This window comes from Pedobacter panaciterrae, assembly GCF_013204795.1.
Taxonomy (GTDB): domain Bacteria; phylum Bacteroidota; class Bacteroidia; order Sphingobacteriales; family Sphingobacteriaceae; genus Pedobacter; species Pedobacter panaciterrae.
In genome coordinates this window covers 23,739-47,899 of record NZ_JABMKW010000003.1, presented here as the reverse complement: position 1 = coordinate 47,899, position 24,161 = coordinate 23,739, and the positions used below count along the sequence as shown (strand labels likewise).

Annotated in this window: 18 protein-coding genes; 6 read left to right on the top strand and 12 right to left on the bottom strand. The window is 40.5% G+C overall.

The features are described from left to right. Positions 1-158: 158 nt before the first annotated feature. Positions 159-1,400, top strand: coding sequence for an ABC transporter permease (locus HQN86_RS00760; RefSeq protein ID WP_172659153.1), 1,242 nt, complete (start codon positions 159-161; stop codon positions 1,398-1,400). Positions 1,401-1,671: 271 nt separating this feature from the next. Here the strand turns inward: HQN86_RS00760 and HQN86_RS00755 are convergent, their stop codons facing one another. Next, positions 1,672-2,865, bottom strand: a complete 1,194-nt coding sequence (locus HQN86_RS00755; RefSeq protein WP_172659152.1) for a pyridoxal phosphate-dependent aminotransferase — start codon at positions 2,863-2,865, stop codon at positions 1,672-1,674. A 135-nt stretch (positions 2,866-3,000) separates the two neighbouring features. Between HQN86_RS00755 and HQN86_RS00750 the strand changes: the two genes are divergently transcribed. The 4 genes from HQN86_RS00750 (at position 3,001) to HQN86_RS00735 (ending at position 6,446) form a co-directional block, all read left to right on the top strand. Next, positions 3,001-3,978, top strand: a complete 978-nt coding sequence (locus HQN86_RS00750) for a cation diffusion facilitator family transporter (RefSeq protein WP_172659151.1) — start codon at positions 3,001-3,003, stop codon at positions 3,976-3,978. Then, positions 3,975-4,415 (top strand): NUDIX domain-containing protein, encoded by a 441-nt coding sequence (locus HQN86_RS00745; RefSeq protein ID WP_172659150.1) that lies wholly within the window; start codon positions 3,975-3,977, stop codon positions 4,413-4,415. Before HQN86_RS00750 ends, HQN86_RS00745 begins: the two co-directional genes overlap by 4 nt. After that, positions 4,412-5,680 (top strand): adenosylmethionine--8-amino-7-oxononanoate transaminase, encoded by a 1,269-nt coding sequence (bioA, locus tag HQN86_RS00740; protein ID WP_172659149.1) that lies wholly within the window; start codon positions 4,412-4,414, stop codon positions 5,678-5,680. The genes HQN86_RS00745 and bioA overlap by 4 nt, the downstream gene beginning before the upstream one ends. A gap of 157 nt (positions 5,681-5,837) precedes the next feature. Beyond that, positions 5,838-6,446, top strand: coding sequence for a hypothetical protein (locus tag HQN86_RS00735; protein WP_172659148.1), 609 nt, complete (start codon positions 5,838-5,840; stop codon positions 6,444-6,446). On the opposite strand, the gene pdeM is transcribed toward HQN86_RS00735, so the two are convergent. The 9 genes from pdeM to HQN86_RS00690 form a co-directional block, all read right to left on the bottom strand. After that, positions 6,443-7,078: a ligase-associated DNA damage response endonuclease PdeM gene (gene pdeM, locus HQN86_RS00730; protein WP_172659147.1), complete on the bottom strand. Its 636-nt coding sequence runs from the start codon at positions 7,076-7,078 to the stop codon at positions 6,443-6,445. The genes HQN86_RS00735 and pdeM overlap by 4 nt on opposite strands. Continuing rightward, complete coding sequence (locus HQN86_RS00725) at positions 7,068-9,605, bottom strand: ligase-associated DNA damage response DEXH box helicase (protein WP_172659146.1); 2,538 nt, start codon at positions 9,603-9,605, stop codon at positions 7,068-7,070. Before HQN86_RS00725 ends, pdeM begins: the two co-directional genes overlap by 11 nt. Then, positions 9,602-11,194 carry an ATP-dependent DNA ligase gene (locus HQN86_RS00720; protein WP_172659145.1) on the bottom strand — a complete coding sequence of 531 codons (1,593 nt, stop codon included), beginning with the start codon at positions 11,192-11,194 and terminating at the stop codon, positions 9,602-9,604. The genes HQN86_RS00725 and HQN86_RS00720 overlap by 4 nt, the downstream gene beginning before the upstream one ends. Next, on the bottom strand, positions 11,191-12,234 hold the full coding sequence (locus HQN86_RS00715) for a ligase-associated DNA damage response exonuclease (RefSeq protein WP_246269369.1): 1,044 nt from the start codon (positions 12,232-12,234) through the stop codon (positions 11,191-11,193). The genes HQN86_RS00720 and HQN86_RS00715 overlap by 4 nt, the downstream gene beginning before the upstream one ends. Before the next feature lie 302 nt (positions 12,235-12,536). Continuing rightward, on the bottom strand, positions 12,537-13,490 hold the full coding sequence (locus tag HQN86_RS00710; protein ID WP_216854298.1) for a helix-turn-helix domain-containing protein: 954 nt from the start codon (positions 13,488-13,490) through the stop codon (positions 12,537-12,539). A gap of 22 nt (positions 13,491-13,512) precedes the next feature. Further along, positions 13,513-14,616 carry an efflux RND transporter periplasmic adaptor subunit gene (locus HQN86_RS00705; protein ID WP_172659144.1) on the bottom strand — a complete coding sequence of 368 codons (1,104 nt, stop codon included), beginning with the start codon at positions 14,614-14,616 and terminating at the stop codon, positions 13,513-13,515. 27 nt (positions 14,617-14,643) lie between these two features. Further along, on the bottom strand, positions 14,644-17,922 hold the full coding sequence (locus tag HQN86_RS00700) for an efflux RND transporter permease subunit (protein WP_172659143.1): 3,279 nt from the start codon (positions 17,920-17,922) through the stop codon (positions 14,644-14,646). Positions 17,923-17,934: 12 nt separating this feature from the next. Then, positions 17,935-19,329 carry a TolC family protein gene (locus HQN86_RS00695; RefSeq protein ID WP_172659142.1) on the bottom strand — a complete coding sequence of 465 codons (1,395 nt, stop codon included), beginning with the start codon at positions 19,327-19,329 and terminating at the stop codon, positions 17,935-17,937. A gap of 174 nt (positions 19,330-19,503) precedes the next feature. Continuing rightward, a complete protein-coding gene (locus tag HQN86_RS00690) occupies positions 19,504-20,217 on the bottom strand; it encodes a hypothetical protein (protein WP_172659141.1) in 714 nt (237 codons plus the stop codon). Positions 20,218-20,354: 137 nt separating this feature from the next. Here HQN86_RS00690 and HQN86_RS00685 point away from each other — a divergent pair, with 137 nt between their 5' ends. Further along, on the top strand, positions 20,355-21,377 hold the full coding sequence (locus tag HQN86_RS00685) for an LLM class flavin-dependent oxidoreductase (protein ID WP_172659140.1): 1,023 nt from the start codon (positions 20,355-20,357) through the stop codon (positions 21,375-21,377). Positions 21,378-21,482: 105 nt separating this feature from the next. Here the strand turns inward: HQN86_RS00685 and HQN86_RS00680 are convergent, their stop codons facing one another. Both HQN86_RS00680 and HQN86_RS00675 read right to left on the bottom strand, forming a co-directional pair. Next, the gene (locus HQN86_RS00680) at positions 21,483-23,594 is read right to left on the bottom strand and encodes a catalase (RefSeq protein WP_172659139.1); all 2,112 of its coding nucleotides are present in this window, start codon (positions 23,592-23,594) and stop codon (positions 21,483-21,485) included. Between the two features lie 4 nt (positions 23,595-23,598). Next, entirely contained in the window at positions 23,599-24,093 is a 495-nt protein-coding gene (locus HQN86_RS00675) for an ankyrin repeat domain-containing protein (RefSeq protein WP_172659138.1), read from the bottom strand. Positions 24,094-24,161: the final 68 nt, after the last annotated feature.

Here is a 24,161-nt window from a genome sequence, read left to right as displayed (position 1 = left end):
ATTAAGGGCGCAAATTTACAAAATATAATCTTCTTTTTTGCAATTAACTTACGTCCTGATAAACAAGATATGTTTTATTCATAAACATAAATGTATTTTTTATATTATATAATGTTTTTCTGTAACCTTTTTGGTTAGTTTTGGTCTAAACATTAATTATGATCATTCTCAAACTAATAGGCGAAAGTTTTCGATTTGCATTTGATGCTCTCCGCCAAAATAAGCTTCGCACCATGCTTTCCTTATTAGGGATCACCATTGGTATTTTTGCAATCATATTCGTGTTTTCTGCTGCTGATACTTTTAGAAGTAAACTGCAGGCAAGTATAGATAAACTGGGTTCTAAAACAATATTTGTTCAGAAATGGCCATGGGGTGGTTTTGGAGATTATCCGTGGTGGAAATATATGAACAGACCTGTGCCGTCGCTGAGAGATTATGAGTTGCTTAGGGATCGTCTGGAACATGCCGAAGGCTTGTCTTATGAAATCTGGGCAAATGAGAGAACCATTAAATACAGAAGTAATTCTGTAGAAGGTGTGGGAGTAAGAGCCGCTTCTCAGGATTTCAATAAAACATGGACCCTGGATTTTCAGGAAGGTCGATATTTTACTGAGAATGAAGGAAGGGCAGGTTCTCCTGTTGTTCTTATTGGTGCTCTTGTAGCTGAAGGTTTATTTAATGGAGAACCAGCAATTGGTAAATCCATAATAGTAATGGGCCGTAAATTGAATGTAGTTGGTGTTTTTAAGAAAGAAGGAGAAGATATTCTGGGTATGTCGCAGGATAAAAATATTGTAATGCCTTTAAATTTTGCGAAGGGTATTATGGATATCGAAAGCGATAGATATGACCCATCAATTACGGTAAGGGGTTTTGAACACATTGCTCTTGATGAGATTGAAAGTGAAATACAAGGGACTATGCGTTCCATTAGAAGGCTAAGGCCTGGTGTAGAGGATGATTTCTCTTTGAATAAGAGTACTATCGCATCTAATCAGTTAGATACCATGTTCGGAATGGTTGATATAGCAGGTTGGGTTATTGGTGGCTTTTCTATTCTTGTCGGAGGGTTTGGTATTGCTAACATTATGTTTGTTTCGGTAAAAGAACGCACCAATATTATCGGTATTCAGAAATCGCTGGGCGCTAAAAATTATTTTATTATGCTGCAGTTTCTATTTGAAGCAATAGCGCTGTGCCTGCTCGGAGGGCTGTTAGGCTTGCTCCTGGTTTACTTGGCTACCTTAGCAGCCAGTGCCGCCGGTTTTGAGATGATCTTATTTATGAAGAATATTATGCTGGGAATAGGTGTGTCTGTTATTATAGGCACAATATCGGGCTTTTGGCCGGCTTACGCAGCGTCGAGGTTGGATCCTGTTGAAGCGATTCGCTCATAATATGGCTTCGCTCTTTGCTTAAAAACTGAGTATTACTACTCAAAGGCTGGAATCTTTTGCCCTGAAAAAGGACAAAATTTCCTATGCCTTTTCCCAGAACACTCAGTTTTTAAATATGGCGCCTCAGCATAAACTCGCTAGTCCAACACGGATGGAGTAATAGGGAGAAACATAAAGAAATAAAAAGGCCTGTTCCGGATGACGAAACAGGCCTTTTGTTATATTTTGAGCTTGATGTCTAAGTGCTAAATACCAATATCTAAGTACTAACTTAGCTCAATTTAGCTAAAGCAGCTTTGATTCTTGAAACGGCATCTCTAAGTTTATCTTCAGCTGCAGCATAGGAAATTCTGATACAATCGTTGTTTCCGAATGCTTCACCTGTAACAGTAGATACATGAGCTTCGTTTAATAAGAACAAGCTTAAGTCTTCTGCGCTATTGATGGTTTGAGTACCATCGGTTTTACCAAAGTAAGATTTTATTTCAGGGAAGAAATAAAAAGCTCCGTCTGGAAGATTTACCTTAACACCTGGAATTTCTGTTAATAGGGCATAAACGATGTCTCTACGTTTTTTGAATTCGCCAACCATTTCGTTTACCGTATCTAAACCACCCTGATATGCGGCTAAAGCCGCGCGTTGAGCGATAGAAGAAGTACCTGAAGTGATTTGGCCTTGTAGTTTATCGCAAGCATTTGCAATTTCTTTATTCGCAGCCATGTAACCAACTCTCCAGCCAGTCATAGCGTAAGATTTAGAGAAACCATTGATCAGGATTACTCTGTCTTTAACTGAATCAAATTCAGCAATTGAAGCATGTTTACCAACAAAGTTGATGTGCTCATAAATTTCATCAGAGATGATATAGATGTTCGGGTGTTTTTCAAAAACAGCTACTAAATCAGCCAATTCTTCTTTGCTGTAAACAGATCCGGTTGGATTGCATGGCGAAGAAAACATGAACAATTTGGTTTTAGGAGTAATTGCTGCTTCTAATTGCGCTCCTGTAATTTTAAAGTTGTTTTCAACTGTAGCGTTGATGAATACTGTTTCACCTTCACCAAGTTTAATCATTTCTGAATAAGATACCCAGTAAGGGGTTGGAACGATAACCTCGTCTCCTGGATCAACAAGACACATTACTGCGTTGGCAAGTGATTGTTTAGCTCCTGTAGAAACTACAATCTGATCGAAACCATAGGTTAATCCATTTTCTCTCAATAACTTTTCTGCAACTGCCTTACGTAGTTCAGGGTAACCAGAAACCGGAGTGTAGTAAGAGTAATTCTCATCTACAGCGGTCTTTGCAGCCTCCTTAACAAACTCAGGTGTAAAGAAGTCTGGCTCACCAAAGCTTAGGTTAATAACGTCTATTCCTTTTGCGGATAGCTCTCTGCCTAACTTAGCCATTTTAATTGTCTGTGACTCAGATAGGTTATTGATTCTTTTGGATAAAAATGTCATAATAATTTGTGCGTGGGCAAATTTAATTTTGTGCAGTGACAAATATATGAACCTCACTGAATTATAAACTAAAAAAAATACTTTTTAATGTAATTCGATAGTGAAACTGTATTTTTGGTGGCTAATCTCTATAAAGTGCAACCTAAAAAAAAGGCGATACTTCTTTCTTTATGCATCGGGATAGCGCTTATGCTGGCAAAATTTGTTGCCTATTTCATCACTCAGTCCAATGCAATTTTAACCGATGCTTTAGAGAGTATTGTGAATGTACTGGCCAGCAGCTTTGCGTTTTATAGCATCTATCTGGCCACCATCCCTAAAGATAAAAATCATCCTTATGGTCATGGTAAAGTGGAGTTTTTCTCAGCTTTTCTGGAAGGTACGCTAATAACCATTGCCGGATTGATCATTATCTTTAAATCTACTTACGATTTAATCTATCCTAAGCCAATTCATCAGCTTTTTGAAGGGGCTATTATTATAGGGGCAACCGGAATTGTAAACTTAATTATAGGTTTTTATCTGATAAATACCGGCAAAAAACACAATTCAATTACACTGGAGGCTGATGGGAAACACTTGCTTACTGATGCCATAACCAGTGCCGGTCTGGTGGTTGGTGTAATTTTAATACAACTCACCAAAATCTATTGGCTGGATAGCGTGATCTCGATTTTATTAGGATTATACATCATTTACAACGGATATAAGCTTACGCGAAGATCTATAGGTGGATTGATGGATGAAAGTAATATTGATCTTGTAAAAGACATTATCGAAATTTTGCAGAAAAACCGAAAGGAACCCTGGATAGATGTACACAACCTGAGGGCGCAGCAGTATGGTGCCGATCTGCATATAGATTGCCACTTCACGCTCCCTTATTATTTCGATCTCAATCGTGTTCATCAGGAAATATCAAGTATTGATAAGCTTATAAATGGCAATGCACATCGGAAAACAGAATTGTTTATTCACGCAGACCCTTGCTTACCTGCTTGCTGCAACTATTGTAAAATGAATGATTGTCCGGTAAGGAAGGAAGCCTTTAGAGGTGAAATTAAATGGACAATCGAGAATGCAACTAAAAATCAAAAACACTTCGATCAATGAGTTATTTTAATGTAAGAGTATACGGCTTACTAATTAATGCTGAAAACCAGGTACTGATTAGCGACGAACAATCTGGTGGCCGGACATTCAGTAAATTCCCCGGTGGTGGATTAGAGCTGGGTGAAGGTCTTATAGACGCTCTTAAACGGGAGTTTATGGAAGAATGCAACGCTGAAATTGAGATACTCAATCATCTTTATACTACCGACTTCTATGAGCAATCTTCTTTTAACGATAGTCAGATTTTAAGTATTTATTATACCGTAAAAGCATTACATCCTTTAGCGTTGAATTTTAAGACTGATGTATTTGATTTTGATGAAAATACCTTACAGTCGTTTAGATGGGTTAGTTTAAATGACCTTAAAACTGACGACGTGACTTTTAAAACTGACAAAACTGTAGTAGAACTATTAATTAAAGAAAGAAACCAATGAGTTTAGCCGAAAGGGATAAAAAAGTAATATGGCATCCTTACACACAAATGAAAAATGCCGCACCTCATGTCCCAATTGTAAGAGGAGAGGGTGTTTACTTATTTGATGAAGATGGCAAGAAATATATTGATGCCGTTTCCAGCTGGTGGGTTACCATTCATGGACACGCTCATCCTCATATTGCCGCTAAAGTTGCTGAACAATTAAAGACTTTAGAGCATGTAATATTTGCAGGTTTTACCCATGAACCGGCTGTACAGCTGGCAGAACGTCTGCTGCCATTATTGCCTGGTAAGCAGGAAAAGGTGTTTTATAGTGATAATGGATCTACAGCTGTAGAGGTAGCCATTAAAATGTGCTTACAGTATTGGGTTAATACGACCAAGCAGCCCCGTACTAAAATTATTGCATTTAGGGAGGCTTATCATGGCGATACTTTTGGTGCCATGTCGGTGAGTGGACGGAGTATTTTTACTGATCCCTTTGCTTCTCTTTTGTTTGATGTTGAATTTATTGATCTTCCTAATGAGCGGAATATTGAGCAGCTTAAATCTAAGATCAATTATCTTTCTAATGAGGTTGCCTGCTTTATATTTGAACCGATGGTTTTAGGTGCAGGCGGAATGTTAATGTATGAACCCCAGTATCTGGATCAGTTAATTGAAACTTGTCAGAAACACGGGATATTGACAATAGCAGATGAAGTGATGACTGGTTTTGGGCGCACTGGTAAGTATTTCTCCTGCGAAGCACTAAATACCAATCCTGATATTTTTTGTTTGTCTAAAGGGCTTACAGGTGGCACTATGCCAATGGGGATTACTACATGTAACCAAAAAATATTTGACGCATTTTTAAGTGATGACAAGCTTAAAACCTTATATCACGGACATTCATTTACGGCTAATCCGGTAACTTGTGCAGCCTCATTGGCCAGTCTGGATATTTTATTAAAACCGGAAACGCTTGAGAACATTCATAGAGTAGTAGCAAAACATGAAGCTTTTGCTTCACAGATAAAAGGTCATCCAAAGCTTAAGGATGTAAGGCAGGCAGGAACCATATTGGTAATGGAGTGGGAAACAGGTTCAGATACCTCTTATTTAAGTGGATTGAGAAATCAATTGTACAATTACTTTCTGGACAGGGGGATTATACTTAGGCCGCTGGGAAATATCATTTATATTTTAGCGCCTTATATAATCAGTAATGAAGACCTTGATTATATTTACCAAACTATTAATGAAGCACTAAACGATATATAAGAGTAGTCTGCGCCTCGTCATCTCCACGATAGGAGAAATCTCTTGGTTATGCCATTTCAAGAAATCTCTCCTATCGTGGAGATGACGACCGCCTGTAAAGAAAAAGAAGACATCAAAAAAACAATGTGTTATTAGCAATATTATAATAAAAACAGTAATGAACATTAAACCGATTTTAGAGAACATAGTAAGCGATAATGTTTTACATGCCAAGTGGTTAAATACCTTGTCGTATATGGAAAATGCAGGTGCAAAGAAAATCTCTGCATCGGAGCATAAAGAAAAGGTGAACCTTATAATTCTTAAACATGCAGCAGAGGAACATCGTCATGCTTATTATTTAAAAAAGCAACTGGACAAACTGGATGGCGATCTTTGCAAAACCTATACCAGCGATGAGCTATTGGCTCCTAACGATACCAAATTTTATTTAAATGCTTTGGATGTAGCGGTATGCCGTTATTTGAAACAGCATTTTAATTTAAGCGGATATGAACTAAAGTTTGCAGCTTATCTTTTTGTAACCTATGCAATTGAGGTACGTGCAGATGAGCTATACCCTGTTTATCAGGATGTTTTAACTGCTGCAGGCAGCAAGGTAACCGTTAAATCGATCATTCTTGAAGAAGAAGGTCACCTGGAAGAAATGTTGAACCAACTTAGAAGCTTTGATGCGGACTGGGAAAAACATGCTGAACTGGTTATAAAAATTGAGCAGGATATGTTCAATTCCTGGATGCAAAATTTGAATAAACAAATTGCCTAAACCCTTACAACCTTAGCAGGTGTGATGGCATAAAAGCAATCGCCCTGCTCTGCATCTAATATTTTTAGTCCTGTAAAAACACTAAAAGCTGGTAATATGGCGCAATGTTTTCCAAAGTAAAAGCAAGGGAACTTCAATTGCTGCTTAGCCCTTCCATAAATAACTACACCTGGATGTATATGACCCGTGATGTTATAATATTCATCAACCTCTCCAGGTTTATCATGTATAAATCTAAAAGGTGCCAGCAGTAACTCTTTTTGATGGACTTCAATTCCTAAAGCCTCATAATCTTCATTCTTTAAATTGTCGTGATTTCCTTTTATCAAAATAACTTTAAGGTTGGCATAGCCATTTCGCCAGTGCATAAAAGCATTGGCGTCGCTGTTAATGTTATTGTGGAACATGTCGCCGGTAACCAGCAGATTTTCAGGGTTAAATTCCGACATCAAAGTGGTCAGTCTTTGTAAGTCGGTATGGTTTATTGCATCAGGAACTTGTATGCCTGATTTTCTAAAATGAGCAGACTTGCCAATATGAAGATCACTAATGATAAGCATTTTTCTGGCTGGCCAGTATATAGCTCTCTCATTGCTTAATATCAGTTGCTCGCCTTTACAATCAATGGTCATTTTTTTGCTTTTTTCTTTTTACCTGTACTCGTTTTTCCGATTCTGAAGTCATCCTTTCAATCCGCTGACTAAGTTCTTCACTGCTCATATTATCTCTTAAACTGTCTACTTTTATGGGGAAACAGAGTGGGGTATAACTGTCCGTTTTTATAATAATAACCTTACTGGCTTGTACGCGGTGTAGGGCTGCGGCTAATCTAGGCTCTTCAATCTGTTGATAAAATGCTTCATCGTATGACTGACGCAATAATAAGTTATGTTTATCATAATCGCTAAAAACATTAAAAAATAGGGAAGCGGATGATTGTAAGTGCTTGTTCGCAACATATTTCCCGGGATATCCCTGAAATACAAGTCCCGAAATGCAGGCGATGTCTCTGAACTTACGTCGGGCCATTTCTGTTGCATTTATACTAGCCACAATATCGTCGGTAAGGTTTACAGGGCTAAATAGGTCTTTTATAGAATTTTCGTCTAGAGGGATAGGCTGCTCACTGAGCAACTCAAAGCCATAATCGTTCATAGCAATAGAGAAGCTTATTGGTTGCACGCGTCCAAGTCTGTAGGCTATTAATGCAGCCATGATCTCATGTACCTGTCTGCCTTCAAAGGGATAAGCAAAGAAATGGTAACCATCCTTGGTATTGATCAGTTCAATTAAAAACTCGTCGCTTTTAGGAACATGAGAAACCTTGGCCTGACGCTCAAATAAGGGCAGTATGAAATCGAGTTCTTCATCTCCGTGCTGCTTATCGAGTGTTTCATTGTATTTCTTTCTAAGTACGCTACCAAGATTTGCGGTTAGCGACATACGGCCTCCCATCCAACTTGGGCTAATGGCTTGTTTAAGTTTACTTTTTCTAACCAATACCATCATCTCCTTAACCATTATAAATTCAAGTACCCTGCCGGCAAGGGTAAAGCTACTTCCTGGTTTCATCCGTGATATGAATGATTCTTCAATCATACCAACATAGCCACCGGTTAGGTATTTTACTTTAAGCATGGCATCACTAACTATTGTTCCTATGTGTAATCTGTGGCGCATTGCAATTTGTCTGCTTTCCACTTTCCAAAGCCCATCTGTGCTTTTTGTCACTTTGCTGAACTCATTATAAGCTGTTAAGCTATCCCCGCCCGTGGTAATAAATTGCATGATCCAGCTCCATTCCTGAGGCAGCAGTTCCCTGAAAGCATGGGTTTGCTTAATCTCAAAAAAGATCTTTTCATCATCAAAGCCATCGCCAACGGCCAAAGTAACCAGGTACTGGATCAATGTATCAAATGACATTACAATAGGCTCTCTGCTTTCGATATCTTGTATTCTTGCCGCTTCTTTTATTGCTGCAGCCTCCACAAGTTCTAGCGCGTGAGTAGGCAGAAAATAAATCTTAGAAGTTTCGTTAGGGGAGTGCCCACTGCGCCCGGCGCGTTGTAAAAACCTGGCAACACCTTTTGGAGAGCCAATCTGAACTACGGTATCAACGGGTTTAAAATCCACACCTAAATCCAAAGATGACGTGCATACAACAGCCTTAAGCACTCCTGAATGTAATGCGTCTTCAATCCAGTTCCTCAATTCATAATCTATAGAACCATGATGGATAGCGAGTAAGCCGGCAAGGTTTTCGTCCTGGGCAAGCAAGGTCTGGTACCAGAGTTCGGCCTGCCCCCGGGTATTGGTAAATATTAAAGTGGTTTTACTTTTATTAATAATAGGGATGAGTTTATTAGCCAACTTATGTCCTAAATGACCAGCCCAGGGCAACATATCTACATGATCTGGTAATATTGATTTGATAACGATCTTCTTTTTAATGTCGGATTTTATTATGGTTTTAAGCAAATCGGTGTAAGGTACAAGTACGTCCATCGCCTGCTCCATATTGCCAATGGTTGCCGAGATTCCCCATATCCTTAGAAGTCTTTCTGGGTGTTGCGCTGTAAGCAACCCTTTTATTCTTGAAATCGCCAATTCCGCCATCACACCACGTTTGCTACCCAGCAGTTCATGCCATTCATCAGCAACTATACATTGTAATTGATCAAAGTAATTGAAAGTGCTTTTTTGGGCAAGCAGCAGGTGCATACTTTCAGGTGTGATGATGAGCACCTCTGGCATTTGTTTTTTCTGTTTTAGCTTTTCGCTTTGTGGGGTGTCTCCATTTCTTACACCCACCATCCAGTCCAGTTGCAACTCATCACAAACCTCGCGCATAGCGCGGGCCAGGTCTTTAGCTAAGGATCGAAGAGGTGTTATCCAGATTAATTTTAGTCCGGTCGTGTTTTTCCTAGTTTTAATTTTAAGTGCTGTGGTTTTCAGTTCAGCTCTTTTATTCAGCTCATCAATTACTACAGCTAAAAATATAGAATAGGTTTTGCCAAAGCCGGTAGGAGCGTTCACCAGGCCGCTATAGCCTTCAGCATAATATTGCCATGCTTCAGTTTGAAACTTAAAAGGTCTTTTTTTGCTAAGTTTTAGCCAACTTATAACCTGCTTATACCCCTTGCTATTTTCCAGTTTCATAATGTAGATTGTAATAATTGCCTAAGGTCGTCAAGCGTATTGATTTCATCGGCTTTCTTATCTTTTCTCCAGCGGGCAATTCGGGGAAACCTTAATGCCAGCCCTGCCTTGTGCCTTTTACTTTCGGCTATCCCTTCAAAGGCTATTTCGAATACCAGTTCTGGCTTTACTGTGCGTACGGGGCCGAATTTCTCTACAGCATTTTTCTTTACAAAACGATCTACTTCTTTAATTTCAGCATCCGTTAACCCGGAATAAGCCTTAGCAACAGTGATTAGTTGATCCCCATCGCGCACAGCAAAGGTATAATCGGTATAGAAGTTGGCCCTGCGACCACTTCCTTTTTGCGCATAGATCATTACCGTATCAACAGTATAAGGGTTTATTTTCCATTTCCACCAATCTCCGCGCTTTCTTCCTGAATGGTATAATGAATCTAGTTTTTTGAGCATAATACCTTCACTGTTCAGTTCTCTTGCACCTTCTCTAAGTTTTGCAAGAGATGTCCAGTCGCTAAAAATAACTATGGGAGAGAGCGCAACGATATCCTGAGTCTGTAGTTGCTGAATTGTTTGCTCAAGTAATTGTCTACGGGTGGCCAAAGGGTCTTCTCTTAAATCCCTTCCTTTATGCTCAAGAAGGTCGTAGGTGTAAAAACCTACTGGCGCATCATTGAGCTGTGCTTTATTAATGGTTTTTCGGTTTAATCTCTGTTGCAGTATGCTAAATGCCTGCACTTTACCTTCCTTAACCGAAAGTATCTCTCCATCCAGTACGGTGCCATCTGGCAATTCATTCGCAAGGAAGTGTAGTTCGGGAAATTGATCTGTTACCAGTTCTTCGCCGCGCGACCAAATGAACAATTCTCCATTACGCTTAATAATTTGTCCGCGAATACCATCCCATTTCCATTCAGCCTGCCATTCTTTTGGCTCACCCAAGCTTGCAGGCTCAGATTCAAGAGCATAAGCCAGGCAAAAAGGATATGGCCAGGAGTTGTCGGTATTTACATGGACACCTGCAATAAGATCATTATAGGTAATGTCTGAAGGTTCCCATTTGCCCATAATACTGTGCATGATTTTGCTGCTCTCGATTGTACTTTGTTTTGCAAGCGCATTTACAAGCATTTTGTTGGAAACACCGATTCTGAAATTTCCCGAAATGAGCTTGTTAAATATAAAGCGTTCCCTTGTTTCCAAACTATTCCAGGCGTTAACAATAAAGGCCTTTTTATGTGTGTCGTCTTGCCCGTTTAATAAAGCCAGATCCTTTATCCATTCGTGTAATTTACGATCTGAAATCTGAACAGGAGGGGGGAGTATAAGGGCTATGGTTTCACTTAAGTCGCCCACATTATGATAACTTTCTGTAAATAACCATTCGGGGATTTCGCTGAGCTCTACAGCCCACAATTTAATTAGAGCAGTACTTACAGGGCGTTTGGGGCGCTTGCCTGTAAACATGGCTATTACATAAGGTTTATCCAAATCATCAGCTTCATTGAAATAATCAACAAGGGCCGCAATTTTATCATTTGTTTTGTTACTTGTTTCAAGCTGTTGTATAAGTTCTGCAAAGCGTTTCACGATTTTTCCTCCTCTTCTTCCTCATTCCCATATTGCGTTTTCACTTCTTCAGATTCAATGCCTATTTCATTTAAGTATTTGGAAAAGGTTGCTGTAAAGCCATGCGTTATATACACTCTCTCTGCCTCCGTAGCTTTTATTGCCGACAATAGACCGGGCCAATCGGCATGATCACTTAATGCGAAGCCAGCATCGGCACTTTGCCATCTTCTGCCAGCCCTTACCTGCATCCAGCCAGAGCATACCGCGGTAGCCGGACTGGTTAAAGTTTTAATCCACCGGCCATCAGAAAGTGCCGGCGGCACAATGACAATCCCTTTTTGCAGTTCTTCTTTCCTAGTTTCCGGGGTGATCCTGATGGTTTCTGGTAAATTTACCCCGGAGTGTAGAAACCCTTCATTTAAATTTGCAATGGAGCTATGAACATATATATCACCATAACCCTCCAGGCCTTTCATAAGTCTTTGTGCTTTGCCCAGGCTGTAAGCGGTAAGTACTGAGGTTTTGTTCTTATCCCGATTGCCAGATATCCAATCTTTTATCTGTGCAAACACTTCTTGCTGTGGTTGCCATTTATAGATAGGCAGTCCGAAAGTACTTTCAGAAACGAAAGTGTGGCACTTTACAGGCTCAAATTGGGTGGTTATTCCATCGTATTCTACTTTATAGTCGCCAGATATTACACAGATCTCGCCTTTATATTCGAGTCTTATCTGTGCAGAGCCTATAACGTGGCCTGCAGGGACAAGACTTAGCTTAACACCATTTATGGTAATCTGTTTGTGATAGGGTAAGGTCTGTATGTTTAGATCTGGGCCTAACCGGTGATTAAGAATTGATTTTGTAAGCTCATGACATAAATAGGCTTTATTGCCCGATTTTACGTGATCTGAATGTCCATGAGTGGTCACCGCGTAGTTAACTGGTTTCCAAGGGTCAATATAAAAATCACCTTGTGCACAATAAATGCCCTTGCTCGTAAATTTGATTAACGCCATGTGGTAATAAACAAAATCAAGATAGGTAAAGTTTTGGCGCATTTTAAGTGCGTGCTGATTATGCACTGCGGGCACGCTGGAAGCAGACTTACCTCAGTCTGCTATCAGCAGAAAGTTTGTGATTGCCCGGCCCATCCAGGCCAGGCATCACATCAAAATAGACCCATATACCTGCGTATACGGGGGACCTTTAATGCTGTTTTATATCTTTTATAAATGTAATAGCTGGTTTCATGCAATAAAATGTATTCTAAAGTACAAATACAACGGACATTGCAAGTGAATAATAGACGAACTCAGGGATTGCGTCGACGATTTTGCTTTTACAGGCGATGGGCATGGTATTAGGAAGGAACTCGCTCCCGTCTAAAAAAGCGTGGTGTGCATTGCATCTGTCTTTTAAAGAATATATTAAAATTGGCAGGGTACTCAAAACCAAGGCAGTATGCAATTTGGCCAACATTCCATTCGGTATGACTTAGCAGTGCCACAGCTTCGGTGGCTATTCTTTTCAAGATGTGTTCCGATGTGGTTCGGCCGGTTACCTCTTTTACAGCATGATTGAGGTGATTTACATGCACAGCGAGTCGTTCGGCGAAATCGTGGGGTGTTCGTAATTCAAGTATATGATCAGTGGAGCCTATCGGAAATTGCCTTTCAAGCAGTTCTATAAACATAGATGTTAATCTTACAGCTGCGTTATTTTCCCTAACATAAGTGTCCGGTGGTTGAACCTTTAATGCCTCATGAACAATTAATTGAATGTAATTGCGGAGCATGTCATATTTATGAACATACATACTTTCCATCTCAGCCATCATCTTGGCAAATAGCTCCATGAAAATCTTTTCCTGATGTTGATTAATAGAAATGATAGGACAACCTTGAAGTTTCCATAACAATGACTCTCTGAGACTTTCATTTCTGTTATGTATAAAATTCTCGGTAAACAGGCAAAAAAATCCAGCCTGCGTTTCTGAGGTTGCTTCCCAGGCATAGGGAATATTGGGGTTGGTAAAAAGCAGGCCTCGTTCTTTTACAATAATTCGCTGATTTGGATAATGGAGTATTCCAGATCCAAGGATCAGGGAAATTTTATAATAATCCCTACGATTATATGGAGATGGTTGCGCCGAACAGTGCGTAGATCTTTTGAATACTCCAAAGTGGCCGACATTTGTAACCGTTTCAACACTGGGGATGGTAACATCAGGATGTCGTATCTTTAGACGTTCATAAAAATCCTGAAGGCTTTCAATTTTATTCACAACATAAAGTTCTTCATTTTTATTCAGCATTGGCTATAACCTCCGTGTAAAATTATGGTTGTATGACTTGACCAGTCTGCATTTCTTCTGAAGGATTTGTTACCAATTCATCGTCTGCTTTAAGATCTCCGAAAATCTCTATTCTATCATCTGCTTCCCTGCCTTTTTTTACTTCGATTTTTTCTATCTTATTGTTGTTGTTTTTTAGCACAAAGATACCTTCAGCTGTTTCCAGTATTGTTTTTTTAGGAACCACAAATGTGCTTGCATTGGCGGGAAGTGGAATGTGAACTTCAGCCACCATGCCTGGCAATAGTCTTTTTGAAGTGTTTGGAACATCCATTTCTATTTTTTCGGAACGAAGACGTAGATCTAAAGCACCGGATAAGCGTTTCACTTTGGCGGTAAAAACCTGATCTGGCATTGACTTTACTGTAAAGCTAATTTGATCACCTTGCTTTAAATACCCAGTATATACTTCAGGAATAGAAATGGCTAAACGGAGATTTTTCTGTTCCTGAAGGGTAAGTAATGGAAACTCTGACCCTTTGCCAGACGGACCCACATAAGCACCTAAATTCACATTTCTGGCAGTAATAATACCGCTGAATGGTGCGCGGATTTCCAGATAATCTCTAATCGCGGCCACCTCTTTATATGCAGCTTTAGTTGCTTCAAATTGTGCCTGGTCGGAATTTCTACGGGCTATGGCCTGATCCAGGTCATTTTTGGAAATGGTACCGGGGGTTTTACTGGTCTCATACAAACGCTCGTAATTCGCTTTGCTTGCGGTGTATAAAGCTTCCTGAGATTTGAGTCGCGATTGTGCGGCAGCCAACTGAGAATTGGTTTCTGGTGCTTCCAGGGTCATTAGTAATTGACCTTTACTTACCTGTGAGCCGATATCTACTTTTAATGTTTTAATAAAGCTGCTTATCTTCGCATACAAGTCAACCTGCTGGTAAGCACTTAGCTCTCCCGGCAGCTGCAGTGTGGTGGCCAGCTTATCTTTTTTAAGTTTAAAAGTAGCAATAGTAACTGCCTTCTCTTTTTTGTCTGCTTCTTTTTCTGCTTTGGCCGTACATCCGTTCATTATAGCCAATATGGCAATTCCTCCTGCCAGGGCTACTGTGTTTAGAAATAGGTTTGTTTTCATTTGTAAGTTATTTTAAATGCCTTTATGTTATTCTGCTAATCCTTTGATGTAATGTTTACTTTCTTTATCCTCCGGATCAAGTGATATAGATTGTGTAGTTTCCTTGCCTTGTACCCATGCAAATACTAATGGTAAAATTATCAAAACCGCAATAGTTGAAGCGATCAAACCTCCAATTACTGCTCTGCCAAGCGGTGAAACCTGGTCTCCTCCTTCGCCATGGCCAATGGCCATCGGAAGCATTCCGGCAACCATCGCCACACTGGTCATAATGATGGGCCTGATCCTTAGCGCTGCAGCTTCTCTTGCCGCGCTTGCTGCATTCCCGCTATGTTTACGTAAATGCTCAGCGTTTGTTATCAGAAGTACAGCATTAGCGATAGATACCCCAACAGACATAATGATGCCCATATAAGATTGAAGATTTAAAGTAGAACCGGTTATACTTAACAACAGCAACGCTCCGAGTATAACAGCAGGTACCGCAGTTAAAATCACCAATGGTACTTTAAAAGACTGGAAATTTGCCGAGAGCATCAGGAATATAACCACAATGGCAACAAGAAGTCCGGATTGTAAACTGCTTAAGGTCTCTCCCAGCACATTGATCATACCTACTGGTTTTACAATCAAACCTCTCGGCAGTTCACCCAAATCTTTAATCGCTTTGTCTACATCTTTACTTGCGGAGCCCAGATCCATTTTGTTCAGGTTTGCCGTAACTGATAGGTAGGGCATAGCGCCAACATTGTCATTTTCACCATAAGTGGTATCTGTAGTAATAGTGGCTACATCACTTAGTATAGGTCTGATGCTATTTCTAAGCAAGGGGATTTCGCCGATATTCTCTTTGGTGTTCATCTGATTAAAGGGAACCTGTACCTGAACATTATAGGTTAAACCAATTTTCTCATCTACCCAGACATTTTTATCTGTATAACGAGAGGAAGAGGTAGAGGCTATTAACGATCGGGACACATCGCTCATGTCTACACCCAGTTGAGCAGCTTTAATCCTGTCAATATTTACGTTTAACGCAGGGTATTTGATAGACTGTGCAATTTGCACGTCACGCAAATAAGGAATCTGTTTCAGTTCAGCGAGTACCTTTCTGGCGTAAGTTTCATTTATCTTTTTATTCTTACCCGCTATGCGCACTTCAACAGGAGTGGGAGAGCCCTGGCTTAACACCTTGTCGGTTAATTCTATTGGCTCAAAAGATAAACTGATATCCGGTTCAAGTCTTTTTACATTTTTCCTTAATTCATCTTTAAATTCTTCCATATCCGCATGATAATCTTTCAGTCCAATCTGAAAGACGGCTTCATGTGGCCCTGCCATGAATAAATAAATCGGGTTTACAGAGAATAAAGATGGATGCTGTCCTACATATACTGAACTAATGGATAAATGGTCCTCTCCAACCATTCTTTTGATTTCCTTAAGGATCACCTGTACTTTTGCTTCTGTACGTTCCAATCTGGTTCCTTCGGGAGCTTTCATCCTTAACTGAAACTGACTGGAATTTACTTTAGGCAGTACGTCTCTTCCAATATTTGTGAGTAACAAGGCTGCGGCTACAATAACGACCAGCAAATAAACCAATACTACAGGTTTACGATAAGCCATAAGTCGATCCAGAAAGCGCATAAATCGATTCCTGAATCTGTCAAAGAGGGAAATCTTGCCATCGTTACTGAAGTCTTCACGTTCTACAAGGATTTTCTTTTGATTTAGCGTATCTTTTTCTGATTCCAGTCCTAGTCCTGTTTCGTTAAAAACTGCCTCATCATCTGTAATCCTTTTACTATGCTTTGGTGTTTTTTTAGGGTGTGCTACCATTAACCAATTGGCCATGATAGGTACGAAGGTTTGTGATAAAAAGAAGGAAACAATCATAGAGAAGCCAATTGCAAGTGCCAATGGCAAGAATAGTGCTCCGGGAATGCCTGTCATGGTAAAGGCGGGTGCAAATACAGCAAGGATACACAATAGGATCAGCAATTTTGGGAAGGCGATTTCCTTACAGGCATCCCAAATGGCCAGGGCCTTGGGTTTACCCATATCAAAATGCTGGTGTATATTTTCTATCGTTACTGTTGATTCGTCGACCAGGATACCAATGGCTAATGCTAAGCCACTTAAAGACATGATATTGATGGTTTGATCGAATAACTTCAGAAACAAAACCCCCGCAATGATAGAAGTTGGTATGGTTAGAATTACAATCAATGCCGCCCTTTTGTCACCTAAAAATAGTAATACCATTAGTCCGGTAAGAATAGCGCCGATTGCGCCCTCGCTGATCAGACTTTTTACTGCATTGATCACATATACCGATTGGTCAAATTCGTAGGACAGTTTTACATCCTCAGGCAGCGTGTTCTGAATCTGAGGTAAATTCTTTTTTAAGTTACTAACCACATCCCATGTAGAGGCGTCACCTGATTTGGCAATGCTCAGGTATACCGAACGCTTACCATTAATTAAGGCGTAGCCAGCTGTCGCATCTGCTCCATCCTTAACTACAGCAACATCTCGCAGGTAAAGGTTTTGTACGCCCCCCTTAAATAATGGAATATTTTCAAAATCTTTAACATTTTTGATTGTATAATTGGTTGGAGTCAGGTAATTCTTATCTCCTATACGAACATTACCCGGAGGCGCTGTTTGGTTATTTACTTTGATGGCTTCAACTACCTGGTCTACGGTTAAATTATGTGAACGCATTAATACCGGATCCACATTTATTTCAATTGTTCGTGGACTTCCACCAAAAGGCGCAGGTGCTAACAAGCCTGGGATAGAAGTAAATGAAGCACGAACATAGGTGTTGGCAATATCCTGCAATTCGTTGTTTGTTCTTATAGGACTGCTTAGTACAAGCTGACCTATTGGAAGAGATGAAGCATCAAAACGGATAATGAAGGGAGGCTGTGACCCCGGAGGAAAAATGGCCTGGGCACGATTGGATAGGGCACTGAGCTCGGAAGCTGCCTGAGCCATATTGGTTCCTTCGTAGTAAGTGAGCTTCATTAGCATCAGACCCTGAATATTTTTGGTTTCAATGGTTTTAATGCCATTGGCAAACAATAAGATGTTAACGTATTGCTTGCCAAAGTAAGCTTCCATTTGGGTAGGGGTGTAACCGCCGAAAGGGTGGGCGATATAGATCACCGGCAGGTTCATTTTAGGTAAAATATCTACCTTAATGGTGTTTACTGCACTAATGCCAAAAAAGAATAGCCCGGCAACCAATACTAATATTGAGATAGGTTTTCTAAGCGCAAAGCGGATTAAATTCATGAATATTGCTAATTAAAATTCGTTGATGAAAAGGTCAAAATCTCCAAGTGCAGCCGATTTTAGCAATAATGCCTGCCACACATTGTTGTAGGCAATATCTCTGTCAGTTTCTGCGCGGTTAAGGGTATACAATGCCTGGGTAAGGTCTACTATTGTAGTTAATCCATTTTTATATAAAGTACTTTTCTGAAGATAGGCGTCAGATGCCGCTTTAATCTGTATCGGTGCTTCATTGTAATTGTCAATGGCATTTTTGAGTTTGGCGTTAGCTAATGATAATTGAGCTTGTAATTGCTGGCCCACAAGTTCATATTCGTCTTGTAGCCCTTTACTTTGGAACTGTTGCGCCCGTACCTGAGGGCTGGTACGCAGTATGCTTGTTAAATTCCAAACTACCCCGACACCCAAAAGATAGTTTCCTCTGGTTGGGTTTATCCCATCAAAATAACTTCGGGTAAAGGCTGTCTGGTTTTGAGCGTATGCGGAGCTAAATCCGGATCCTCTTCCCTGCATTACGCCAAAAAGAGAAAAGGTAGGATAGTAGGATTTTCGGAAAAGGTTTACCTGCTCATTGCTCACATCGACCCTGTTTTTGTAGAATCGCATCAGCGGATGATTTTTTTCATTCAATAAGCTATCTGCATACATCTGTTGAGGAATTCTTGAAATAGAGGCCGTATCCAGTTCCATTTCTGTTGAGGTTACACCCATTAGTATACCTAAACGATTGGCTTGTTCCTGTTCCAGGTCTCTTGCCTTAGTCAGCGAGATTTTTGCGCTTGAAACTTCTGCTTTGGCAAGTGATGAATCTACGCCGGCAATTAGCCCGTTGTGTGCCCTGATCACTGCTGTATTTTTGAAGGTGATTGCTCTTTCGAGATTGTTCTCCTGGGATTTAGCTAATCGTTGGGCGGCCAGCAGATTCAGGTAGGCTGCGGAGACTTTGATTTGCTGTTGAAACTTTTCCTGCGCCAGGTCGTTCTGATCTCTTTGCAAGATCGTATTGGCTACTTTAACCCTTTCTTTGATCCTGCCAAAGGTGAAAAAATCCCAATTGATATTGGCAAGGTACAAGCCCCCGAAAGCGGAATTCCAGTTTTGCTTTTCAAATGCTGGTCCGCTTGACGCTATACCTAATCCGCCCAGGCCATAAGAAGGGCCATTTTGTCCGTTAATGGTACCATAGTCTTGCTGGGCCGATAAGCTTAAGTTTGGAAGGAAATCAGTTTTAGCTTGCCTTACGGAAGCTTGTGAGGCGTTAACATAATTCTGTTTAGCTTTAATGGTTCCATAATTGGTTAAAGCAGTATTTACAGCATCCTTAAGTTTTAGTGTTTGCGCTGATGATGTTTTGGTACCAATAATTATAAAGCTGAAAAATAGAAAGTAAGGTAGGACTTTAGTCATAGTGTATTTATTACACGACAAATTTATTTTTCTACCCCGAGCTCAAAGTATGCGCGTCAAACGATTTATTATGAAATTCAAATAATTGCCCCTTTTTTAAATTAATGACTTTACCATTACATTGAGTATCTGGTTGGATAAGGCAAAGTTTGAGGCAAACAATCCATAGAAGATTTAATCATCATATACTATTCTTGCTGAATCAAATCTGCGGTCGTAATTGAATACATCATAGATTAAACGGGCAAGTAGGATTTTGATTTCCAAAGCGTCTTTAAACTTATTAAAATGATATTGATATATCCATTGTTCGTCTTTGAGAATAAATCCGAGAGGTTTAATTTCTTTGCCATCTCCAAATATCCACCCATGATGATCATAGTAAGGGTCTTCATCGTAAAGCAGTGTAATTTCAATGGTGTGATCTTTTAATGTAAATCTGGCGTATATATCCGGCCTGGATTTAAAATACAATTTGAAATTGCTCACTACCCCTTTAACCAAACGAAAAAGCGCGTCATCAATCTCCTGACTATCGTATGTCTGACTAACAGGCGCACGCTGCCATTCAAGGATTTTATTTTCTCCTTCCTGCAGGCGTTCTGCAAAAAAATCTGTTCCCAAGTGATCAAAGTATTTTTTATATTCTTCGCGGGTTAACATCTTAGTCATGTTTCTCGCTTTAGTTTTTTCTTCCGAAATAAGCCTGTAAAACGGATGCTGTATGTCCTTAAGGATATCGAGTGTTTTATTGATTTTTCTTAAGGCTTTGTTATGATAATGTGCATAGATATAGTCACCTTCTTCAACATACTCCGAAATCTGTTTTTCAAGTTCTACTTTCTCGATTTCATAAGCTTCAATTAATTCTTCAAGATCTGATTTCATACAAGGTCAGTTTTAAGATAAATATAGTTTTAAACAAGTTATAAAAGGAAGATTTATTCATCGTTATGACTATGTGGTGACCTGTGCGCGACTGACCTATCCTTATATTTGATATTTGGTTTTAACTCATCTAATCAATGAAGAAAATAGGATTTTTATCATTCGGACATTGGTCTGACCATCCCTCGTATCAAACTCGCAACGCTGGCGACACATTGCTTCAATCCATAGACCTTGCTGTTGCTGCGGAAGAAATAGGTTTGGACGGAGCCTATTTTAGGGTACACCATTTCGCACGGCAGCTGGCATCACCATTTCCGCTGCTTTCAGCTATTGGAGCGAAAACCAAGAAGATAGAAATTGGGACGGGCGTGATCGATATGCGCTATGAAAACCCGCTGTATATGGTAGAAGATGCCGGTGCTGCGGACCTGATTTCGGGTGGTCGCTTGCAACTTGGTATTAGTAGGGGTTCGCCCGAGCAGGTCATCGAAGGCTGGCGTTACTTCGGTTATCAACCTGAACAGGGAGAAACCGATGCAGATATGGGTCGTAAAAAAGCACTGGAGTTTTTGGATCGCTTAAAGGGTGACGGATTTGCCCAGCCAAATCCCAATCCTATGTTCCCGAACCCGCCGGGTCTGCTACGCCTGGAGCCACATTCCGACGGATTGCGGGACCGTATCTGGTGGGGAGCTGCCTCCAACGCAACCGCAGTTTGGGCTGCAGAGAATGGCATGTACCTGCAAAGCTCAACGCTGAAGTTTGATGAAAATGGTAAACCTTTCCACATCCAGCAGGCGGAACAGATCAGGCTGTATAAGGAAGCGTGGAACAAAGCCGGGCATCAGCGCGAGCCAAGGGTTTCAGTAAGCCGTTCGATCTTTGCGCTGGTAAACGATCAGGACAGGTATTATTTCGGACAGCAGGGAAAAGGATCAGATAGCTTTGGCTATATTGAAGCTGATAAACGGGCGATCTTTGGTAGGAGCTATGCAGCCGAACCTGATCAGCTCATCAAAGAGCTTGCTGCAGACGAAGCTATACAAGAAGCGGATACGCTGCTACTAACCATACCGAACACATTGGGCGTTGATTACAATATCCATGTGCTAGCTGCTATCCTGGAGCATGTTGCCCCAGCATTGGGTTGGCGATGAAACGTCATCTCGAATGAAGAGAGAGATCACTTGCTTAGGTATAGTTTGCTTCGCAACTACTTCATGGTCAAGAGATCTCTCTCTTCATTCGAAATGACGGGGATATTAAGCCGGAATTTTATCTTTTTTCTCTCGTATCCAGAAGCGATGCTGCGCAATCGCCTTAATAAAAGCTTCCGGTTTAAGATCTGTCAACAAGCCTGCTTTCGCATCGGCATCACCACTTTTCAATTTTGCTCCAACATAACTTTGGTTAATCAGTTCAATACCTTTGCCAGTTGCTGCAATGGCTTTGCAATGTTTATAGGCTTCATTTATAAAGTGAATAGCATCCGGTTCAGATAGTAGGGCTTTAATGCTTTTTTCTCCGCCTGGTACATATATTGCATCAAACACCACAGAAGTTCCCGTTAAGAAGCTCATGTCAATTTTGATTTCCTTACTAGCAGAGTCTTTAAGTGTACCATTTTTAGGTGCAACAACTTTAACAACTGCGCCTGCAGCAAGAAGTGCTTTTTTCATATTTCCAAAATCTGATGCATCAACACCATCAGCAGCCAGAAAAGCAATTTGTCTGGTCTTAATGCTGTCTTTTGAAGTATTTGCCATACTTAAGGCCGAAGATTTTTCAACTTCTGATTTTACTTTGATCGGTTTATAATCTGCCGGATTGGCATCAGCTCCAAGAATATGGTTAATCGGTTCTATCGGTTTCCCTGCTTTTAAACCTAAACTCTCTGCAACCGCATTTGCAAGAGGTATGCTTACCTGCGTTAAAAGATTCACCATACGCTGGCGGATTTCTACGCTTTCAACTTTGCCCAGTTCAAATTTAAATGCATCGGCAATGTGGTTTTGCTCTGGTTCCGACTGACTGTTATAGAACAAAGTTGCCTGGCTAAAGAAATCCATAAAGCTTTTACTCCTTGCTCTTACTTTATGTGCATCAATACGTTCTTCATAGGATGAAAATCCTCCCTCAGCTATTTTCGCCTGTGCAGGGCTACCATCGGCAATGGAATTTGGATGATAACTGCTCTTGCCTACGTTAATTTGCTGACGCATATGTCCATCTCGCTGATTGTTGTGTACCGTATTGACAGAACGGTTAATTGGGATTTCGTGGAAATTAGGACTTCCTAAACGGGATAATTGCGTATCCGTGTATGAGAATAAACGGCCCTGCAATAAAGGGTCATTAGTGAAATCTATGCCTGGAACCAGGTGACCGGGGTGGAAGGCAACCTGTTCAACCTCGGCAAAGAAATTATCAGGATTGCGATCTAATACCATTTTCCCAATCCTTTGTACAGGAACCAGCTCTTCAGGAATTAGTTTGGTTGGATCCAGCAAATCAAAACCAAACTTATGCTCATCTTCCTGCGGTATAATCTGAACGCCAAATTCCCATTCGGGAAAAGCGCCGCTTTCAATGGCATCGTGTAAATCCCGGCGGTGAAAATCAGGATCTTTACCAGATATTTTTAAAGCCTCATCCCAGGCAACTGAATGTACGCCCAGAAGGGGCTTCCAATGAAATTTTACAAAAAAAGATTTTCCTTTGGCATTAATAAAACGAAAAGTATGCACACCAAAGCCCTCTATCATCCGCAGACTCCTGGGGATTGCCCGGTCTGACATGGCCCACATAATCGTATGCATAGATTCAGGAGTTAGCGAAATAAAATCCCAAAAAGAATCGTGGGCGCTAGCCGCCTGAGGTATTTCATTATCAGGTTCAGGTTTAACCGAATGGATCAGATCAGGAAATTTTATTGCATCCTGGATAAAGAACACCGGGACATTGTTGCCAACCAAATCATAGTTACCTTCCTCTGTGTAAAACTTAACGGAGAATCCACGAATATCCCTTGCCAAATCAGTAGAGCCTCTAAATCCTGCAACGGTAGAAAACCGTACAAATACGGGCGTTTTAACCGATGGATCCTGTAGAAAGCCCGCCTTTGTGTATTCAGCCATAGATTTATAAACCTGGAAATAGCCATGCGCTCCGGAACCGCGAGCGTGTACTATCCTTTCTGGAATTCGCTCATGATCAAAATGTGTAATTTTCTCCCTCAGGATAAAATCTTCAAGTAATGATGGTCCGCGTGCTCCAGCTTTCAAAGAATTTGTGTCATCGTTGATTTTAAGACCTTGGTTGGTCGTCATGAACTCACCCTGATCAGAAGTGGTATCCAGTTTTTTCTTTTTCATACTCTTATTTGTTTATAGATAGATGTTGTTTTAAAAGCAGGAGTCCTTGTTCATTGCCTTGTTGTAAAGCAATTTCTAACGCATCCATGCCACGATTATCAGTAATCGTTATATCTGCACCATGTTTCAATAGTAATTGAGTTAGTTCATTGCGCCCAAACATAATGGCAAACATCAGGGCCGTTCCTCCATTCCCGTTCAGTGCATCGAGATTGATATGGGGATGACTGAGTAGAAGCTCGGCTATATCTGCATAGCCTTTAAAACATACACCCATTAATGCTGTATTACCACCTGTATCTTTGCCATTAACATCTGCTCCTGACTGTAATAGCAATTGGGCTGCAGCAAGTTGATGATTATAAGAAGCGATAATCAAGGGTGTATAACCCTTATCATCCCGAACTTCAAGGTCGGTTTTTTGATCTATTATTTCTTGTAATAGTGGCAAATCGCCAGTTCTTGAAGCGTGAATTAAGGCTGATGTGATAGGATCCATGCTAGCATAACAACATCAATGGAGAATTGTTTAGTAGATAGGAGGCTGAGAACAGGATTGTGTTTAGA

Excerpts from the sequence above, each read along its gene's own strand:
- HQN86_RS00745 (WP_172659150.1), top strand. The coding sequence starts at position 3,975 with ATGAGTTATTTTAATGTAAGAGTATACGGCTTACTAATTAATGCTGAA.
- HQN86_RS00690 (WP_172659141.1), bottom strand. The coding sequence starts at position 20,217 with ATGAAATCAGATCTTGAAGAATTAATTGAAGCTTATGAAATCGAGAAA.
- HQN86_RS00760 (WP_172659153.1), top strand. The coding sequence starts at position 159 with ATGATCATTCTCAAACTAATAGGCGAAAGTTTTCGATTTGCATTTGAT.
- HQN86_RS00710 (WP_216854298.1), bottom strand. The coding sequence starts at position 13,490 with ATGCTGAATAAAAATGAAGAACTTTATGTTGTGAATAAAATTGAAAGC.
- HQN86_RS00755 (WP_172659152.1), bottom strand. The coding sequence starts at position 2,865 with ATGACATTTTTATCCAAAAGAATCAATAACCTATCTGAGTCACAGACA.
- bioA (WP_172659149.1), top strand. The coding sequence starts at position 4,412 with ATGAGTTTAGCCGAAAGGGATAAAAAAGTAATATGGCATCCTTACACA.
- HQN86_RS00715 (WP_246269369.1), bottom strand. The coding sequence starts at position 12,234 with ATGCGCCAAAACTTTACCTATCTTGATTTTGTTTATTACCACATGGCG.
- HQN86_RS00695 (WP_172659142.1), bottom strand. The coding sequence starts at position 19,329 with ATGACTAAAGTCCTACCTTACTTTCTATTTTTCAGCTTTATAATTATT.
- HQN86_RS00705 (WP_172659144.1), bottom strand. The coding sequence starts at position 14,616 with ATGAAAACAAACCTATTTCTAAACACAGTAGCCCTGGCAGGAGGAATT.
- HQN86_RS00700 (WP_172659143.1), bottom strand. The coding sequence starts at position 17,922 with ATGAATTTAATCCGCTTTGCGCTTAGAAAACCTATCTCAATATTAGTA.
- HQN86_RS00685 (WP_172659140.1), top strand. The coding sequence starts at position 20,355 with ATGAAGAAAATAGGATTTTTATCATTCGGACATTGGTCTGACCATCCC.
- pdeM (WP_172659147.1), bottom strand. The coding sequence starts at position 7,078 with ATGACCATTGATTGTAAAGGCGAGCAACTGATATTAAGCAATGAGAGA.
- HQN86_RS00725 (WP_172659146.1), bottom strand. The coding sequence starts at position 9,605 with ATGAAACTGGAAAATAGCAAGGGGTATAAGCAGGTTATAAGTTGGCTA.
- HQN86_RS00680 (WP_172659139.1), bottom strand. The coding sequence starts at position 23,594 with ATGAAAAAGAAAAAACTGGATACCACTTCTGATCAGGGTGAGTTCATG.
- HQN86_RS00735 (WP_172659148.1), top strand. The coding sequence starts at position 5,838 with ATGAACATTAAACCGATTTTAGAGAACATAGTAAGCGATAATGTTTTA.
- HQN86_RS00675 (WP_172659138.1), bottom strand. The coding sequence starts at position 24,093 with ATGGATCCTATCACATCAGCCTTAATTCACGCTTCAAGAACTGGCGAT.